General features: G+C 45.0%; 10 protein-coding genes. All 10 read right to left on the reverse strand.

The window, feature by feature from the left end; all coding sequences use genetic code 11:
• Positions 1–14: 14 nt before the first annotated feature.
• Positions 15–1,829 (reverse strand): glycoside hydrolase family 35 protein, encoded by a 1,815-nt coding sequence (locus AC07M6_RS11800; protein ID WP_494889601.1) that lies wholly within the window; start codon positions 1,827–1,829, stop codon positions 15–17.
• Positions 1,829–3,691, reverse strand: coding sequence for a glycoside hydrolase family 2 protein (locus AC07M6_RS11805; RefSeq protein WP_494889603.1), 1,863 nt, complete (start codon positions 3,689–3,691; stop codon positions 1,829–1,831). The genes AC07M6_RS11800 and AC07M6_RS11805 overlap by 1 nt, the downstream gene beginning before the upstream one ends.
• A complete protein-coding gene (locus AC07M6_RS11810) occupies positions 3,691–4,803 on the reverse strand; it encodes a glycoside hydrolase family 43 protein (protein WP_494889605.1) in 1,113 nt (370 codons plus the stop codon). Before AC07M6_RS11810 ends, AC07M6_RS11805 begins: the two co-directional genes overlap by 1 nt.
• Positions 4,804–4,809: 6 nt before the next feature.
• Positions 4,810–5,643, reverse strand: coding sequence for a glycoside hydrolase family 16 protein (locus AC07M6_RS11815; protein ID WP_494889607.1), 834 nt, complete (start codon positions 5,641–5,643; stop codon positions 4,810–4,812).
• Between the two features lie 4 nt (positions 5,644–5,647).
• Positions 5,648–8,056 (reverse strand): glycoside hydrolase family 31 protein, encoded by a 2,409-nt coding sequence (locus tag AC07M6_RS11820; protein WP_494889609.1) that lies wholly within the window; start codon positions 8,054–8,056, stop codon positions 5,648–5,650.
• Complete coding sequence (locus AC07M6_RS11825; protein WP_494889611.1) at positions 8,053–9,276, reverse strand: glycoside hydrolase family 88 protein; 1,224 nt, start codon at positions 9,274–9,276, stop codon at positions 8,053–8,055. Before AC07M6_RS11825 ends, AC07M6_RS11820 begins: the two co-directional genes overlap by 4 nt.
• A gap of 2 nt (positions 9,277–9,278) precedes the next feature.
• Positions 9,279–10,625, reverse strand: a complete 1,347-nt coding sequence (locus AC07M6_RS11830) for a BNR repeat-containing protein (protein WP_494889613.1) — start codon at positions 10,623–10,625, stop codon at positions 9,279–9,281.
• A 65-nt stretch (positions 10,626–10,690) separates the two neighbouring features.
• Positions 10,691–12,313, reverse strand: coding sequence for a RagB/SusD family nutrient uptake outer membrane protein (locus AC07M6_RS11835; RefSeq protein ID WP_494889615.1), 1,623 nt, complete (start codon positions 12,311–12,313; stop codon positions 10,691–10,693).
• 17 nt (positions 12,314–12,330) lie between these two features.
• Positions 12,331–15,327: a SusC/RagA family TonB-linked outer membrane protein gene (locus tag AC07M6_RS11840; RefSeq protein WP_494889617.1), complete on the reverse strand. Its 2,997-nt coding sequence runs from the start codon at positions 15,325–15,327 to the stop codon at positions 12,331–12,333.
• 416 nt (positions 15,328–15,743) lie between these two features.
• Entirely contained in the window at positions 15,744–19,850 is a 4,107-nt protein-coding gene (locus tag AC07M6_RS11845; RefSeq protein ID WP_494889619.1) for a hybrid sensor histidine kinase/response regulator transcription factor, read from the reverse strand.
• Positions 19,851–19,998 lie beyond the last annotated feature (148 nt).

Genomic DNA, 19,998 nt, shown 5'->3' on the forward strand with positions numbered 1-19,998 from the left:
GATATTACGTTTTGCTAATTCAGGATAGCCTTATTAAGGCTTGATAGCTTGCTTTGTTCAGGTTTCAGCAATTCTAAAACCACTACCTGGTTAGCGCCTTTTTTCAGCCATTCGGCAGGCAGGTACAGGGTTTGCTGCGGACCGATGCTCCAGTATTTACCTAAATTATGGCCGTTTACCCAAACTAAACCTTTGCCCCATTTGCGCATATCCAGGTAAGTATCTGCAACGGTGGTCAGGTTAAAAGTTCCTTTTTTAATAACCGGGGTAGTAACGGTTTTAGCGGGTTGATATTTGATACCTGAGATGCTGGCAAACGGCAAGCTGTACATTTTCCAGCCGCTTAGTTCTTTATTATTTAACAGTACCTTTTCGGTGATGCCCTTTTTGTTCTGCAGCAGGTATTTACCGAAGTTAATGCGGCCCATGTTTTCCACCAGTATATCCAGGGTTACGGTCCCTTTAGGTAGAGTGATATCCAGGCTGTCCTGCTTCAGGCGCCTGTCCAGCGCGCCAACAGTTTTTCCATTGATCATTACAACGGCGTAATCCCTTAGCTCCTTTAGCTTTAATAAACCGCTTTTAGCATCTTTTAAAGTAGTACGGTATAAAACAAAGCCGTAATCCTGGTTTAGGTCTTCAAAAGTAAGCGGACTGGCATTTACTTTAGGCGCGGGCAAATTTGCCAGGATGCTTCCGCTTTGGCGGAGTGTAAATTCGGGGATCTGTATAGTTGGCTTAGCGGCAGGCACAGCAGGCAGGTGCACACTCTTTGGCAGGTGTTTTTCTATCACGCTTCTGAATGCCATAAATTTAGGGGTAGCATTACCAGCCTCATCTAAGGGCGCATCATAATCATAACTGCTGATCTGCGGCTCGTACGGGGTGCCATCTTTATAGTTGGCGCCATTCATAAACCCACGGGTAGTACCGCCATGAAACATGTACATATTAATGGAGATACCGGCAGCCAGTACGCCGTCTAACTTAGATGTATACTTTTCGGCAGGTACGGTATGGTGCGGCGTTCCCCACCAATCAAACCAAGCCGGGTACCATTCGGCAATATAAAAAGGCCCTTTACCATCGTGATTATCGCGGATCAGTTTTTTCACCTTGGCGGGATCGTCAATACCATTAGCCGCAGGTAATAAACCGGGTAAATGCCCCTTGGCTACATCACCGGCAGGGTCGCAGGTATAAAGCAATCCATCAAAACCGGCCTCAATAAACAGCTTACGGTTAATATCCAGGTATTCTTTATCACTTCCGTACGATCCGTATTCGTTCTCAATCTGCACCATCAGGATGTTGCCGCCGTGGTTAATTTGCAGGGGGGCCAGTTGCTTACCTATTTCTTTAATATAGGTTTCGTATTCCTTTAGGTACTGCGCTTCCTTGCTGCGCACCACCAAACCTTTTTCGTTTTGCAGCCAGTACGGATAGCCGCCAAACTCCCATTCGGCACATACGTACGGACTTGGGCGCAGGATCACCCACAGGCCCTCTTCTTTAGCTATTTTTACAAATTCGGCCACATCGTTATTTCCGCTGAAATCAAACTTGCCTTTTTGCGGTTCGTGCAGGTTCCAGAATACGTAGGTACCTACGGTATTCAAGCCCATGGCTTTGGCCATTTTCATGCGGGCGCGCCAGGCTTCGCGCGGGATGCGGGGATAGTGCATCTCGCCGGAGATCATCTGGAATGGTTTACCATCCAATACAAAAGCGGTATCGCTATAACCAAAGGTATGCGTTGCTTTTTGGGCTTTAACCTGGATAAACAAGGCCAGCATCAGGCCTGCTAAAAGAGATAATTTATATTTCATTATTTTTTAATTGGTGGATTAGCTTCCATTTGTTTGTAATATGCTTGCAAGATATAAAAGGCTTTCTTTTTTACGCCTTTATCGCTATAAAACCCTTTACGGTTCCAGCCTTCCTGGTACAACGGATTATTGCGTTTAGGCGAGCGGAAATCGGCCAGTACCCAGGGCGAGATGCCTACATAATTATCGGGCATCCGCTTCAGCATATCTACCTGCTCCTTAAAATACCATTCCTGAAATTCCTCGCCAAAGCGGGTTAGTGAATCGGCATGGAAACCGCTTTTGCCCTCGGCGCCGGTTTCGCTGATAAACAGGGGTTTGTTGTATGGGGTGCTCCAGTTGGTTGTACGGCATTTATCGGGCAAACCGCCATACCAGCCCAGGTATTCGTTAAAGGCAACCAAATCTACAAATTCGCCTAAGGGATCGTCAACCACGTTTTCGTTTTTTAAAGAACCATAGTTCACCTCTAAAGCGGCGGATACCATACGTGTATTATCCAGCTCCTTTGCGCGGGTGATCAGGCTGTGCATAAAATCGGTACGGGTTTGGCTAACGGGGGTTTCGTTCCCAACCGACCAGATAATAATGCTGGCGCGGTTATGATCGCGCGCTATCATTTCCTGCAACTGTGCCTTGGCTTTATCCAATACTTCTTTACTGCCAAAATTGATGGTCCAGTACACCGGGATCTCCGACCATACCAAAATCCCCAGCGAATCGGCCAGGCGGGTCATGCTTTCATCGTGCGGGTAATGGGCCAGGCGGACCATATTACAACCCAGATCCTTTGCCTGATGCAATAGCTGTTCGGCATCGGCTTTAGTGTAAGCGCGCCTAACCTCCTGCGGTATTTCGCCGTGGATACAGATGCCGCGCATAAAAATGGGCTTGCCGTTCAGTAATACCTGTTTGCCGAAAGCCTCAATAGTACGGAAACCTATTTTATCGGTTGTTTTATCGGTTTTAGTACTTACAATTACCTGGTAAAGCTTAGGATTTTGCGGCGACCATAATTGCGCGCCTTTTAGCTTAAAACTAAGGGCCGTATTTTGAGCTGATGCGCTGATCTGTTTTTTAAACTTTAGTTCGGGGATCTCAATAGTGATCATTTCCCCGGCAGTTGGCACACCGCTCAGTTTCACCCAACCTTCCACCTCAGCCTCTTTAGCAGGAACTTGCCCGGGTGTTGGCTTTTTAAGCTGGACTACAAAATCCTGTATAAAGGTAGCCGGTAACTCCAGCAGCTTTACATCGCGGGTAATGCCGCCATAGTTCCACCAATCGGTATTAAGGGTAGGCACTTCATCGGCGTAGCGTTTATTATCTACCTTCACCACTAAAAAGTTGCCCGTCTCTTTCAGCAAAGATGCCGGTACTTCAAAGTTAAAGGGGGTGAAACCGCCCTTATGCATCCCCAGTTTTTTTCCGTTCAGGTAAACATCGGCACGGTAATTTACCGCTCCGAAATACAGGTAAAACTTACTATTGGCACCGGTTTTATGAAAGTCGAACGATCGTTTATACCATACCGTGCCTTCGTAAAATAAAAATTCAGGTTTTTGATGGTTCCAGTCGCCGGGTACTTGAATGCTGTATTTGGCATTGTAACCATGCTCCTTTTTTTCGGTTTTATTGGCTGGGATATCCGTATTCCAGTAAGCATCGCCGTTCTTCTCGTTCAGTTCTTTGTAGCGATAATCGTAAAACCCGGTTTCGTACGGGTCTACAATATATTGCCAGGTACCATTCAGGCTTACGGCCTGCCTGTTAAAAACATTATTAATTAAGTTATCCTGTGCTTTAACCGCGAGGTTGCAAAGCAGCAGCACAATAAAAATCCGGATAGTTCTATTCATCATTATTTATCAAATACATTTAAATCCCATTGCTCTAACCAACTGATCTCCATATCATCGCCCTTAAACCTGATGGGCAGCCACAGGTATCGGCCATCAATAGCATCTTTCGGTGTCCATTTATCGGCCATAAAAATAAAGGCGTCTTTTTTCCCGGCAATGGGCAGCACATAGGTACTTTGCCCGCCAAAAGTGATCTCGGCACCCGCACCCTGGCAGGGGTTACCACGATAAGTCCATGGCCCGTAAATAGATTTAGCGGTGAACCACCTTGCCGGGTTTGGCGCCCAGCCCGTAGTACCCGAACCAACCATATAATAAATGCCATTGCGTTTAAATATAGCCGGGGCCTCGGTTTGATGACCGGCGTACACCCTTGCATATTTGCCGGTGTGCCCGGTATAATCGGCATTTAATTCGGCTATATCCAATGTAAAATTCTCCTCGGCCGAGAAGATGTGATAAGCTTTGCCATCATCGTCAACAAACAAATTCATATCCCTGGCCATTTGGCCTCCGGGCAGGTCGCGGCAAAAAAAGCCGTCGCTTTTAGTGGCTGGGTTGGCGCAGTTTACCTTTTCGCTTTCGGCTGTACCTTCCGGATAGAAAGGCATGAAGCCTGCATTAGGGCGATAGCTTTTAATGAAGGTGTACGGCCCCGTCACTTTACTGGCAGTAGCAAGCCCTGTCCGGGCGGCTTTGTAACCCTGCCCTTTCAGTTCCAGGTGAAACCACATCACATATTTTTTAGTTTTGGCGTTATAGATCACTTTAGGTCTCTCCAGGATACACCCCTTGGCAATATCGTTGGTAGAATCGGCCGATACCGGCAAGGCAACTCCCTCGTCTTTCCAGTTATACAGATCTTTTGATGAGTAACAATGCACACCAACCATAGCGCGATTACCGGCGCCGCCTGCAATTTTATGCTCGCCAAACCAGTAATAGGTACCCTTTTGATAAAGCAGCCCGCCGCCATGCGCGTTAATATGTATGCCATTATTATCGGGCCATATGGCGCCCGGGTTAAACGCCGTTGCCTTTGTTTGCGCAGATATGCGGGAACAAAGCGACAGAGAAAGTAAGCCTATTACGATATAACAATAGTTCTTCATGAATAGTTATTTATTAGTTGCCTTTTGATACACCCTTACATAATCTATCTCATACCTGTTGGGGAATACGGTATTGCCTGGGTCGCCGCCGTTATCGCCGCCTATGGATAAGTTGAGCAATATGGAATGTGGCTGCTCAAATGGGTTAATCCCTGTGCGGGGATTGTGTAAAAAACGCATCGGTTGTTCGTTCAGCAATTTGTCGTCTACATAAAGACTGATCTTTTGTTCATCCCAATCCATACGCCAGGTATGAAATTTAGCCGACCAGTTGGGGTCTTTAAACTCATCAATCATGGTAACTTTACTAAACCATATCGGTTTATAAGCAGTTTCAGAACCTATGGCAATATTAGCCAGCAGCTTTCCGCGATAAAATTCCATAATATCAATTTCTCCGTTATCCGGCCACTGGCCCTGATCACCCAATGTCCAAAACGCCGGCCATAAACCCAAACTGGTATTAATGCGGGCGCGCATTTCAAAGCGTCCGTATTTCCAGCTTTTTTTCCCTTCGGTTTTTATACAACCCGATGTATAATCAATAAACGGTCTGTTTTTCCGCCAGTCGGTACTATTAGCGTCGTAATTAGGGTTAGGTATGTGTGTCCGCCGGGCCTCGATAATTAAATTCCCTTTTTCGCAAAACACATTTTCGCGCTGAAACCATTGGTTTTCGTTGTTACGCACAAAGCCGATTTCAAATTTCCAGTTGGTTGTATCAACCGGGCCGTCGGTATTAAATTCATCGGCCCATACCAGTTTGTAATCATTCTGGCCGTTTGCCCGGCCTATTCCCAAAGTGGTCAGTACCACCATCAACAATAACAATTTCTTCATCCTACTACTCATGTGCATAGTTTTTAACCTGCCATTTAACCTTCCCCGCGTATGGGTCCTTAGCCAGTTTTGCGCCAGCAATATCCACTTGATGCAATATATTATCATCAGGCAAGCAAATTAACCCGGTGGCTTTTCCGCCTTTTAAGGCGTAAGATGTTAACTCCAATGCCGACCAATCCATTTGCATGGTAGATTGCGCCAGTTTAATATGCGGTATAACAGCGCCTTCCCTCACCAATATAACGGCCTGCACAGCCCCCGCGCCAATCCTGTTCCAGCCGTGGCTGTAAACCTTGCCGCTTTGATAATCTATCCATTTGCCCCCTGGCAGGTAAACATCCCGTTCTTTCACTTCTTCAAAAAGCGGAGCTACCAGCATGTCTGCTCCAAACAGGTATTCATCGTCAACCAGCCAGGCGCCGGGATCGTCCGGGTATTCAACAAAAAGCGCGCGTACCATGGGCAGTCCGCGTTCGGTACAGTCTTTTGCCTGCGCGTAAATGTAAGGCATTAGTTTATAACGCATTTCGTCGGTTACCCGGAATGTATTTAAAAAGTCGGCGCTGTAAGCCCATGGCTCTTTAGGCGGGGCGCCATGGCTGCGGCTGTGTGATGACAGCATCCCGAACGCCGCCCAGCGGGCATACAAATTCTCGGGCGATTTCCGTACAAAACCGCCAATATCATGGCTCCAAAACGCGAAGCCCGACAGGCCAAAAGACAGTCCCCCGCGTAATTCGGCAGCCATAGCTGTATTGGTATTAGCCGCATCGCCGCCCCAGTGCAGGGGATAACGCTGGCTGCCGGCCCAGGCGCTGCGCGCCCAAATGATGTTATCGCCGGTGATTTGTTTAGTAATATCGGCCACCGTTTTGTTATACCGCAACGGGTATAAATTATGCTCGTAAAAACCGGTGCGGCCCGAGTAGTACAGGCCATTATTTGGAGCGGCTTCGCCAAAATCAACCTTAATGGCGCCTACGCCTAATTTAAGCAAATTGGCAATTTTATCCTGGTACCAGGCTACCGTTGCCGGGTTTGAAAAATCGAGCACGGCATCCTCATAAGGCAAATTACCTTTGGCATCCTTTACGACCAGGTTGTTTTTTACCAGATCGTTAAAAAAGACATTTTTGGGTGTAAAATAGGGTAATTGCCAAAGTGATACATGGAAGCCATCCTTTTTCAGATCGGCCATGAGTTTTGCCGGATCGTTAAAACGGTCGGGGGCAAATTTATAGTCTACACGCCAGTCGGTAGTGAACCAGCCGGTATCGTAATGGATCACATCGGCCGGGATCCGGTTTTCGCGCAGTTTGGCGGCTACATCGCGCCCATCTTTTTCAGACAGGTAGGTGATCCGGCTCATCCAAAACCCGAACGACCAGAGCGGCGGCATGGCCGCTTTACCAGTTAGGTTGGTATATTCGTTCAGGATCTCTTTCGGTTCGCCCAAAAACACAAACAGGTCCAGCTCATCATCGCCTATCATCAGGCTGTTTATGGCGCTGAAGTACTTGCCAAAATCGCAGGTAATGGGTGTGGACGTATGCATAAACATGCCATAGCCCCTATTGCTCATAAAAAACGGGATAGGCTTGTACATGGTTTCGTTTTGCACGCCGTTGGCATCATCGGCCCAAAGTACTACTTTTTGCCCGCGCTTATCAAACGAGGTAAAAGACTCGCCGCAGCCAAAGATCTTTTCGCCGGGCGATAAGGAGAATGCGGCCGCCATACTGCGCGAATAATCAGACGCGCGGCGGACGTATGAGAATGGCAATACCGGGGTAAAATCAGCACCGGCATTATCCTTATCGTGAATAGTTTTAGTCAGCAACTTGCCCTTAGCATCCCTAAATTCCACATGCCATGGTTTCACTAAAATAGTAACCGAACCGAAAGCGCTGGTATATTGATGCCCGCCAGGCACTTTGCTGTATTTCCAGCTTTTGGTATCAACCGGAGCTGTGCCGTTTACCAGCATCAATGATTCCTGATCAGGTTTAACCTGCAAGCCCGAAGTGGCCCTGATACGCACCGTGCGTGCCGATACAAACTGGATGGAGAAAGGCAGCATCGGCGACGCGGCGTATTCGGTAGACGGAAATTCGTTGGCAGGCACCGCCTGTAGTAATCCCATGATGTTGTTAAATGCCAACTGCGTTTTGTACTGATAGCGTTTATACACTATTTTGCCGCTGGCCGTTGCCGGATCAAAACCGGCCAAACTATCGGCCAGGTAATACGTGTTATGAAAATCTTTAAAATCGGGACTGATATCTATCGGCTCGTTCAGCAGTTTCATGTCCTGCAGTTGCGCCTTTGCATGGGTAGCGATGCTTATCAGTATAATTAAGCCTGCTATAAAGGCCATATTTTTTAAAAGCATCCCTGACATTATTTTCATACACGCGGTTTATTGATGTTTTTATAGCGCAACATGGCCTCAACAAAATAGTAGTCGGCATAAGTTAACGGCACGTCAATTTCGGTTTTTTGCGGGATATGGCCTACACTATGTTGCAATATAAATCCACCATTAGTGCCGGGGGCTGCTTTATAAGGGGCCGCCGACAGGTTTTTGAGTATAGTTTGCGCGGTTTTAAAGTAAACCTGCGCGTCTTTTTTATCAGCGTAACGGCACAATTCCAACAAGGCCGACGCGATAACCGCACCTGCCGATGCATCGCGCAGCGCGTTGGGGATGTTTGGCGCGTTAAAATCCCAGTATGGTATTTTATCTGCCGGGAGATTGGGATTGTTCAATATAAAATTGGCGATATGATTAGCCTGATCCAGATATTTCCTGTTCTTTGTTTCGCGATACATCAGGGTATAGCCATATAAACCCCAGGCTTGCCCGCGCGCCCAGGCCGATTCGTTAGCGTAACCCTGCGCGGTTTTTTTCTCCTGCACTGCCCCTGTTTGCGGGTTGTATACCACTACATGGTACGAGCTATAATTAGCCCTGAAGTGGTTTTTCATTGTGGTATTAGCATGCGTGACAGCGATTTTAGCATAGCTGGGATCGCCTGTTACACGGGTGGCCCAAAACAACAACTCCAGGTTCATCATATTATCAATAATAACGATGTACTCGGGTTTAGCAGAGTCCCATGATTTGATACAGCCAACCTTAGGGTTAAAACGGGTAGACAGTGATTTGGCACTGTTGATCAGGATTTGTTTATCCTCGGGCTTCGGGTCAATTTTTAAGGCGTTGCCAAAACTGCAATACATCATAAAGCCCAAATCGTGGGTGGTTTTATTGTATTGCTCTTTTTTAAGCACACCAAGGATACGGTTGGCCTCGGATAATAAAGCGGTATCATGCGTTTGCTGATAAAGATACAACAGCGTACCCGGATAAAAGCCGCTGCACCACCAGCTTGAATTACTATTCTCATACTTCCCGTTTTCCGGGTGATAGGTTTTAGGGAACTCGGCAGGCTTCAGCCTTTTTGCTATCAATTGGTATTGATGGCCTGCATCAATAAAGTTTTGATCAATTGTACGCAACAGCGTTTTATCGGTTACGAAAGTATTTTTTTGCTGCGCCATGGCTGCAGCATCCATCATTAAAACACAAACAATTAAACTAAAGGATAGTAGAATTTTATTACGCATGTTTATTTGATATTATTTTTAATTGTTTGTGGTTTCCATTCCAGCACAGATACAGGCTCCGGTTTGATATTACCGGTACCCTCACCGTCAATTTGTATCACAGCCTGGATAAAAAGATCCAGCACTTGTTTATGCTTCCATAATTCGGTATCATAGGTTGGTTCCCAGGCACCTACGGGATTGGCTGAAATATCCGATACCTTCCAGTTATTGCCGGTAATATCGCTGCTTTGTGCTATCGATACCTGGTTACCGCGCTCGGCATCCCTGAAAATAAAAGCGGCCGATTGTTTTTTGCCATTTTTCCAGGCGATAATTTGCGGGCGCGATACCGGGATACTTTTAGTCCCCGCGCCGCTTAAGCTAAAAGACGTTTTACGAAATGAAAGGTTGTTTACCTTCCAGCCGTTATTGGTATGGTATACCAAATGATACTGTGGCACCGTTTGGTTTTCTTCGCGCCAGTAAGTAGCAATGAACGGATGCCCTGCCGCGTCGGCAAACATGGATGTTTGATTGATCAACTCGCTATGCTGTGGTATTTTGCAGGCATACTCGGCATTGCTTGCATTAATAGGTAGCTGATATTTTTCCCCGGTTGATTTTTGCCAGGTTTTTCCACCATCAACAGACCGGGCGTAACACATATCATGGTTGCTGGCTACATCCGGCGTTTCGCGCCATACCCACGACAGGTGAATAGCGCCGCGCGCGTCAATAGCCATTTGCCAGTAAGCGTTGCGCTGCCCTTCTCCATCTATTAATCCATCCTGCACGCTTGTCCATTGCCGGGTATTTAAACTATATCTGTTCAGCATCAGGTTACCATTGCCCGATCCGCCATCGCGGTATAAAAACAATAGGTTGCCATCAGGCAGCCGGTAAAACTCGGGGTAGCTTACTTTATTTTCCTTAACACCGGTCATGCTTAGTTTTTCGCCTAACTGTAACGAACCCGGCCCAATCGCCTTTGCATAATTTAAAGCATTATTGTGCTGCCCCCAGGCCAGGTGTAAATACCCCGCTCCATCAACCATTATACTGATGGATTTATGCGCGTCGGCAGCGTCTCCCCGGTAAGCTGTACGCTTTACCTGCCATTTATTTTGGCCGGTTGTACGTTTAGCCAGCACCACAAACTGATCATGATCATAATAAGCGGCATATTGCATATTTTGATAAGTAACCAGCGCGTTTTTACGAAAAATGACCGTATTGACCGAATTATTGGCCCAGCCATTATCACTGATCACACTGGTTTGCGCATACACAGGCATCAGCCCGGTTAGCGCCATAACCATTACTACAATAATTTTGAAATACCCGTCGGGGAACATCCGGAATGCCATATATAAGTTGATATGATCAAAAGGTCGGCGGTCAAATATTTGGCCGCCGACCTTTGACCGGCTAATTAATAACCCGGATTTTGTGTTAAAACAGCATCCTTATTTAACTGGATCTCGCTTAACGGGATCGGTAATAAAAGGTTTTTACTGGTTAAACCAACAGTTGGGTGCACCGCGTCGTTTGAATTTAAACGGGTTGCACGGTCAACCAGGGTACCGGTACGCATCAGTGTCAAACGGCGGTTCTCTTCGCCTATCAGTTCGCGGACACGTTCATCCAAAATAAAGTCGAGCGTCATTTGCCCGGCTGTTACCTGCGGGGCATTGGCACGCGTACGCAATGCGTTGATGCTGGTAGCAGCAGCGGCGGTTTTGCCTTGTTTAAATTGGGCTTCAGCTAATAAAAGGTAAGTTTCGCCTAAGCGCATCATCATAAAATCTTTGATCATAGCAAAACCAAATGTATCGTTAGGATCAAAAGCACCCCATTTGGTAATTGACGGGCAGATCCTGAATAATGTATCGGCACCGGTGTATGGAACAGGCTTACCTAATAGCGCTGGCTGGGCCGGATCGTTATAATAATAACGGCGCTTTAAACTGTATTGCGAGTTACGGATATCGCCGGTTGGGTATAAACCATAAATTACCCAGTTGCTTAAACGTAAGCGGGCAATACCACGGCCACCTAACGAATCGACAGGCAACATACCGGGAACAGCATAATAAGCGGCAGTCCAAACGCGGCGTTGTTGTGGCGCATCTATACTACCACCCACAACTAAACTTGGGTTTTCCTGCTCTAATACCCATATCGACTCAGAGTTACCTTGTGAGCGGCGTTCGTTACCGTAAACAAATATATCCGAATAGTAATCGCCGGCACCACCTGCACGCACACCAAAGCGCGTTTTTACCAGGGTAAATTTATTACTGTTGATTACCGCCTGGGCCTGCGTTTCGGCCAGGTCATTTTTGCCCATGCGTAAATAAACTTCAGCTAATAACTGCATGGCCATATATTTATTGGCCCTGCCAATAGGTTTACCCTGCGAATTTACTTTTGCCCCAACAGCGCCTACATCGGCAAGGTTGGCACTGGCATAAGTTAAATCGCTTACTATTTGCGCGTTAACATCATCAAGCGGAGTACGCGTAAAATCAATTTTAGGCGAAGTAAGGGCATGTGTAATTAACGGAACGGCTCCAAAAAGTGTAGCTAATTGATGATAGGCATAGGCCCTAAAATACTTGGCTTCGGCTGCTACCTGTGTTTTACCAACCGGCCCTATTTTGGCTGATGCCGATTCGGTAGCATCAATGATGATGTTGGCGTTGTTTATAATAGCATAATATTTACTCCAGGTGAAGGAAGCAGCGCCATCTGTTGGCGTTAAAGTGGCATAATTATAGTATGGCACTTCAATACCTTGTTGCTGCGCGGTAGCATTGGCTACATCGGTACCAACCTGCCATACACTTGGCCATCCTTGCGGACCCGAATAAGCTAAAAAGCTTGTTTCAAGGTTATATAAACCGATGGCTGATGCTTCCAAACCAAGCGAATCGGTAAGGGTAATTGGCGTATATGATGAATACGGTTTTTCATCCAGGAAACTTTTTTTACAGGATGCAAATACCACCATTAACACCGATATGGAAACTAATATTGTTGAATACTTTTTCATGTCTTTGTGTTTATCAATTATTTTAATGAAACATTTACACCTAATACAAATGTGCGTGTTACCGGGTAGTTATTGGCAAAATCGCCTGATCCCCTGGTTGAATAGTTGTTCTCGGGATCCCAGCCTATCCAATTGGTAAATGTTTTAAGGTTACGGCCGCTCGCATACACGGTTAAACCAGCCAGGTGTATTTTCTCTAACGTTTTTGGAGAGAACACGTAGCTCAAAGTAATGTCCTTAATACGGGTATAGCTGGCATCGTGCACATAACCATAACCGCGGGTATTGGTATAGGATAACGACTGGAACTCATTACTGTTGTTAGTTGGGGTCCAGTAACCAATTTCGGCAGGGGTATTACGGCGTCCGGCTTCGTCAGCGTAGTTATAATCCGGATTATTTTTCAACTGGCCTTGCGCTGTTTGGATAAATACACTCAGGTTAATGTTTTTGTAATGGAAAGTGTTGGTTAAACCACCTGTCCACCTTGGTGTGGTTTGGCCTTGTATCACACGGTCATCGGCAGTTATTTTTCCATCGCCGTTTGTATCTGCAAATTTCAAATCGCCTGGTTTTGCGCCGGGATCTTGTTTAGATGCGTCTTCGCCTGTTTGCCAAACACCAGTCATTTTGTAATCGTATATTACACTAATAGGTTTGCCAATAAACCAGCGGTTACCAACATCGTCAAGTCCATCGCCATATAGGTCAACAATTTTGTTCCTGTTAGCAGCAAACACAATCATGCTTTCCCACTTAAAGTCTTTTTCAACAAAGTTGCGTGTGTTCAGCGTAAGCTCTATACCCTTATTAGCTACTTTACCAATATTAAACAACACCTGGTTGTAACCGGTTACGGTAGGTAATGCCCTGTTTAACAACAAGCCAGAAGTTTTGGTACTGTACAGATCGATACTACCGCTGATGCGGCTTTTAAACAGTGAAAAATCAACACCTAAGTTTGTGCCCAGGGTTTCTTCCCAGTGCAGGTTACTGTTACCCAGGTTACTGGCTTGCACACCGATATAGCTGATGCCATTAAATGGAAAGCGCAGTGTACCATCAGTAGTAATTGTACGATATACTGATACCGCTTCGTTACCGGTTTTACCATAAGAAACCCTCAATTTAAGGTTATCGATATATTTTGAGTTTTTCAGGAATTTCTCGTTACTCACATTCCAGGCTAAGGCACCTACAGGGAATACACCATACTTACTGGTATTGGCGCCAAACACCGATGAACCATCGCGACGGGTAGTGAATGTGAACAGGTAACGGCTATCATAACCATAATTTAAACGCGCCATTTGCGAGTTTGCAGCATACCTATCCGAAAAAGAGGAAGCACTTAGTGTTGAACCCGCGCCAATGTTATTGTATGATAATTCATCATTAAAATAACCTGTACCTGATGCGGTTGCTGTAAAGTATCTGCGACGTTGCGCGCTGTATAAACCTGTAAAGTCGATACGGTTTTTACCAAATTCCCTGGTGTAAAACAACAGGTTCTCTAATGTAAACGCGGTGGTTTCAGAATTGCTGGTACTTGCTGCGCCCAAAGGTGTATTAGCCAAACGGCCACTATAGCTGCCGGTGCGTGTTGGCAAATAGGTATAACCAGCGTTTAAGCGGTATTTTAAACCCTTTAGTACGCCGCCAAATTTTAGTTCGGCGTAGCCGTTACCGTTTGCGTTAACGCTACGGCTTAACTGGTCGGTTTTTAAACCCAGTAAGGGGTTAGTGTATAATTGCTCGGCCAGTTGGGGATAAATAGTATAAGTGCCATCGGCATTATACTCGTTACCGTAAGGGCTCATCGCGGTAGCAAAAAGCAAATGCGCCCTGCCACCATCGTAATTGTTGTTAACAAAGAATGTAGTAGCACCAATAGTTAAAAAATCGGTTACATTAACGTCAATGTTCGAGCGTATGTTTACCCTGTTGTACTGATACCCTTTTATTACACCTTTTTGTTTCATGTAATCGCCCGAAACAAAATACTTAACATCGGGCGTACCGCCGTTAATGCTGATGTTATGATCCTGCATGATACCTTGCTGGGTAACCTCTTTAACCCAGTCAATGGTGCGGCCGGCAGCATAGTTAGCCCTTTCCGCAGTATTAAATACCGGCTCGGGAAACTGCTGTGTCAATTTATTTTGCGATAAATAGTCCAGGTATTTTTGGGTGAAGGATGCAGGATCGCGCGGGGCTAAAATATGGCCCAGGTTCTCTAAGCCTGCGTAACCATTGTAGCGGATAACGGGTTTGCCCATAGTACCGCGTTTAGTGGTGATTAGTATTACACCGTTTGACCCGTTGGTACCATAGATAGCCACGGCTGATGCATCCTTTAAGATCTCCATTGATGCGATATCGTTAGGGTTGATATCGTTTAACGATCCGCCTGTTTTGCTTAGCGGGATCCCGTCAACCACCACGTACGGACCTGTACCTGCTGTAATGGAGTTTTGTCCCCTTACCAAAGCGCCAGGTTGGGCACCTGGTACAGAAGATGTGGTGGTGATAGTTACACCGGCAACAGCGCCCTCCAGCGCCTGCAATACGTTGGTAACCGGCAGTTCAGACAAACGCGCCTTAGGCACCGATGTTACCGAACCGGTTACGTCGGTACGTTTTTGTGTACCGTAACCTACTACTACTACTTCGTTTAACGCTTTGCTGGCATCGTCGGCAAGTACTATATCAATTTGCGTACGATTGCCTATCTCTTCGGTTTTAGTGACGTAGCCAATAAATGAGAATTGCAGGCGACTGGTTTTGGATGCCGTTATTTTGTAAGCCCCGCTTACATCGGTTACGGTGCCCTGGTTAGTGCCAACAAGTTTAACACTTACACCCGGCAGTAGCAGCCCCTTGCTGTCTGTTACATGCCCTTTTACAGTAACATCGTTTTGTGCCGAAGCGTTGCCGGTAATGGTTGCCAATAGCAAACACAATAACAACGCACTCAAAACGCAATTAATTTTTTCAGTAAATCTTTTTTTCATTTTCTCAGGTTTAAATAAAATTTATAGGTTGGTTTTTTTTGTTTGGTTTAGCATTATCAGGTAATGTTTAACCATCAGGTTTAGCGGGGATACTCCACGCGGAATTCTTGATCACTGGTTTGTAATTCATGTTTATTGATGATTTAGTTAATAAAATAGCGTAATTGGTAAAAGCTAAGTACGTGGTATTACCCCATGTCCGTAGGGGGCAAAATCATAATATCAAGGGGGGTAAATAGGTAAAATCAGCTAAAAAACAAGCAGTTTTGGGTGTACTTGATTTTAGGACAATTTTCCCTGGTAAAATTTTTATCAGACAAAGCCGCTGATCTTAGCTCTAAAAATATGATGTGCGAAAAAAGATAACCATGTTTACACATGATTGCCCATTAATAATGCAGACGTTCTTGCAAACCTTAGTCTTTACCGTTACCTATCTGATCATCAAGCAGGTAATGTTTATGGAATGCAACCCGGTGCTTTTTAATAAATTCGGAAGGGTTTATGCCGAAAAGTTTATGGAATTGTTCTCTGAAATATTTGATATCGTTGAGGCCTACACGGTAGGCGGCCTCGTTCACATTACAATTGGTATTGATCAGCAATTCGGCCGCTTTACGCAGGCGGATAAACCGCACAAAACCGTTAACCGACTGGCCGGATATTGATTTCACCTTTTTATAAAGATTAGAGTGGCTCATACCCAGTTCTGATGCCAGTATTTTGATATTAAAGTCGTCATCGTTCAGGTAATCCTCTACCACGGCTATGCACTTATTGAGGAAATCCTTATACTCTTCGGATATTTTAAGGTTGTTGGATTGCAGGGTAATCTCGTTATAAAAATACTTTTGCAGGTTAACCCTGTTCTTTAAGATAGTGCTGATGCGCGCCATCAGCAATTCTTTTTCAAACGGCTTGCTGATACAATCGTAAGCCCCAACCTCGATACCCTGCAGTTTAATGTCGGGGGTTAAATTGGCGGTTAATAAAATAACCGGGATATGGTTAAGCGAAGTATCATCCTTAATCAGTTTACAAAGTTCAATACCGGTTATCCCCTGCATCACTACATCGCTGATTACAATATCCGGCAGGAAATCCTTGATCATTTTAAAGCCATCCTCGCCGTTGCTGGCTTCATAAAGCTTATAATGCGATTTAAAAATACGCTTAATATACTCGCGTATTTCCGCGTTATCATCAATAATCAGCATGCTTTGCTGGTCGGATATCATCATATCCAGCAATATCAGTTCATTGTCGTTATCCACCTTTGCCGGTAGTTCCTCAATCAGTTCTTCCAGGTAGATGGATCCATCGGTAATGTCTTCAAAAATCAGGTTGGTCCCAAAATGGGCCTTTCCTTTTTTTAGCTTAATAATAAAGGCGGTCCCTGCGGATGTACTCTCATAAGTGATCTGCCCATTATGATTATCCACAAAGTTTTTTACAAGATATAAGCCAATCCCAAACCCGGTTTTCACGGCCGATCTGTTTTGTGCCTTGTAAAATTTCTCGAACAAGCGGTCGCCTATACTCTCGGGGATACCGCAGCCGGTATCTGTAACAGATACTGTAATTTCTTCATCCTGCTCATCAATACTTAAACTTACGCTGCCCCCATCAGGTGTAAATTTCAACGCGTTTGATACCAGGTTAAACAGGGCTATCTCAATTTTTTCCCTGTCGGCATACAGTTCAATGTAATCGGTATCGCATTCAAACACGTAATCAATATTCTTAATTTTAGCCTGGTGGGTAAAGCATAAATAAACTTCGTGACAGAGGTGCGCGAAGTTAAGCTTAACAATCTTCAGCCGGTCGTTCTCGCTTTCGGTTTTCCTAAATAATAATAGCTGGTCTACCAAACTCAATAAGCGGCGGGCATTGCGGTAAACAATGTTCAGGTCGCTATCGGCAGCATTATTTTTGCTGCTGTTCAGCATATCTTTTATAGGGTTAATGATCAGCGTAAGCGGCGTACGGAACTCGTGCGAGATATTGGTGAAAAAGGCCAGTTTCTTTTCGTTCAGTTCCTTTTCCTTATCAGCTTTAATATAGGCTATCTCAATTTCGTGCTTTAGCTTGGTTTGCCTTGCCTTGTATAACAGATAGTAATAAACCAGGGCAATTGCCAGTACAATATAAATACCCCAGGCCCACCAGGTGCGGTACCAGGGGGGTAAAACGGTAATATATACTACCCGCTGGTTATTACTCCAAACCCCATCCGAGTTGGTTGATTTAATGCGCAATACATAATGCCCCTCGTTAAGGCGCGAGTAATTGGCAATTTTTACCTTACCCGAATTATTCCACACATGGTCCCAGTTTTCCAGGTAATAAGCGTAGGTTATTTTATCGGGAAAGGAGTATTCTACCGCTACAAAATCAACAGAGATAACCGCTTTATCGTAAGGGATGGTAATACTTTCCAGGTTAATAGCGCCTTTGCCCTTATAATGGGGGTCTTGCTCAATAGCCACATTATTAACCCTGAAACCGGTTAAAAAAACCTTAGGGGCGCTTACGCTGGTTTGCACACTATCGGGGTTAAAGCGGTTAAAGCCTTTTATCCCCCCAAATAAAAACTCGCCCGATTTTAGTTTTAAGGCCGCGTTATAATTAAATTGGTTGCTTTGCAAACCATCGCTGGCATAATAGTTCTTAAAGGTTTTTGCCCGCGGATTAAATTTGGAGATGCCATTATAGGTACTTAACCACAAGAAACCGGCATTATCTTCCAATATATTAATTACGGCATTATCGCTTAATCCTTCGGTTTCGGTATAACGGGTAAAAGTTTCGTCCCTGCGGTTAAACAGTAATAGTCCCCCACCATCGGTGCCTACCCAAAAATCGCCGTGTTTATCCTCATGAAGCGCATAAATAGCCGAGTTGATGCGCGTAACCCGGTGCCGTTTGTTTTTAACATCTATCCGCACCAATTCGCTATTGGTACCGGCCCATAGTGTACCGGTTTTATCTTCCCAAAAACTGTTGATATTGGTGAGATGATGGTCAAACAGTTCAAATTTATCCTGAGTTTGGTTGTAGCGGTATAAGGCCCCGCCGCGTGTAGCCGATGCCCATAAATTAAAATGACTATCCAGGAACAAGCGCCAGGAGTTCCGGTCTTCGCCCCTGGTATAGGTATTATAACAGCTATAGTGCTTAAAAGTATGGGTGCTTTTATCAAACAGGTTAATACCGCCATTAAAAGTAGCTATCCAGATATTGTTTTGATGATCACTGACTATGCTCATCACAAAATCGCTGCTTAAGGACCTGGGGTCGGCTTCGTTATGGGTGTAATTAGTGTAAGTGTTTAGTTTGGTATTCCAAAAACTAAGTCCGCCACCTGCAGTGCCTATCCATATATTCCTGTCGGCATCCTCACAAAACGAACGTGTGAAGTTATTGATCAGGCTGTTTTTATTCTGCGGATCGTGCGTGATGGATTTAAACTGATGATTTTTATAGTCGATAATGTTTAATCCCCCCCGCAGGGTGGCTATCCATTTGCGGGCGTCGCTATCCTCGTAAATATCATAAACAGATCCGCTGCTTAACGCCCCTTTTTGTTCGCCTGGGAGTATATAGTTCACTTTGCCCGTAGCCGGATCGAGGATATTTACGCCGCCGCCATCTGTCGCTATCCAAAGCTGTTCCTGCTTATCCAAATGCAGGTGCATAATATTTTTGCTGGTTAGTTTATAACCAGCGGTATTTAAATTAATAAACTTGTTTTGAGCAACATCATATTTAAACAGCCCACTTTCGGTCCCTATCCATATAAAAGCGCTGCGGGTATCAGATGCAAGGCAATTTACTCCTTTTATTTGGGTACTAACCAGCGTTGTTTTATGCAGGGCAGCGTTGTAGCGGCATAAACCTAAGCCGTTAACAAAAACCCATAGCCTGCCCTTATTGTCGACCAGCAGCTTTTGAATATTGAAAGCTGTTGTATCGTCGCGGCTTATTACCTGTTCGCAAACTTTGCTGCCCTTTTTACATATCAGCAGGCCATTTTCTTCGGTAGCCACGTACAGGTTGCCATCTGCATCGGTAACCAGGCTGTTAATGCGCGAAACTACCCTCCTTAATTGGGGTTGATTAACAGGGCGATAATATACCGGGTAAATTTTAGAATCGGAATAGTTATAATAAACAACTCCCTTTTCGGTGCCTACCCATATCCGGTTATCGTGATCTTCGGCAATGCAGATGATATGGTTATTGATCAGCGAACCCTCATCGCCCCAGTGGTTTTTAAAGATCTTAAAGCTGTAACCATCATAACGGTTCAACCCATCGTAAGTACCAAACCACATAAACCCATAATGGTCCTGAAATATGGAGGTTACCGAATTATTGGAGAGGCCATTATCAATATTCAAATACTCTATAGGTACTTTATCAGCCGCTTTACCTTGCAAAAGCATAAATAATAAAGGCACCACCAATAGTAAGGTGACGAATTGATGTTTCAACTTATAGTAAGTAAAGTTTATCCTCATATTATATATTCTGATGGCTATGTCAAATTGTATTACCTAAGATGGCCTTAGGTTTAAATGTCTGATATACATTTATAAATATATTAGAAAAATAATATTTACAACGTATATCAGTAAAATTTGAGCGATAACTATCCCTGGCTATAGA

The sequence above is a fragment of the Mucilaginibacter sp. GW821-FHT07H05 genome, from assembly GCF_059418485.1.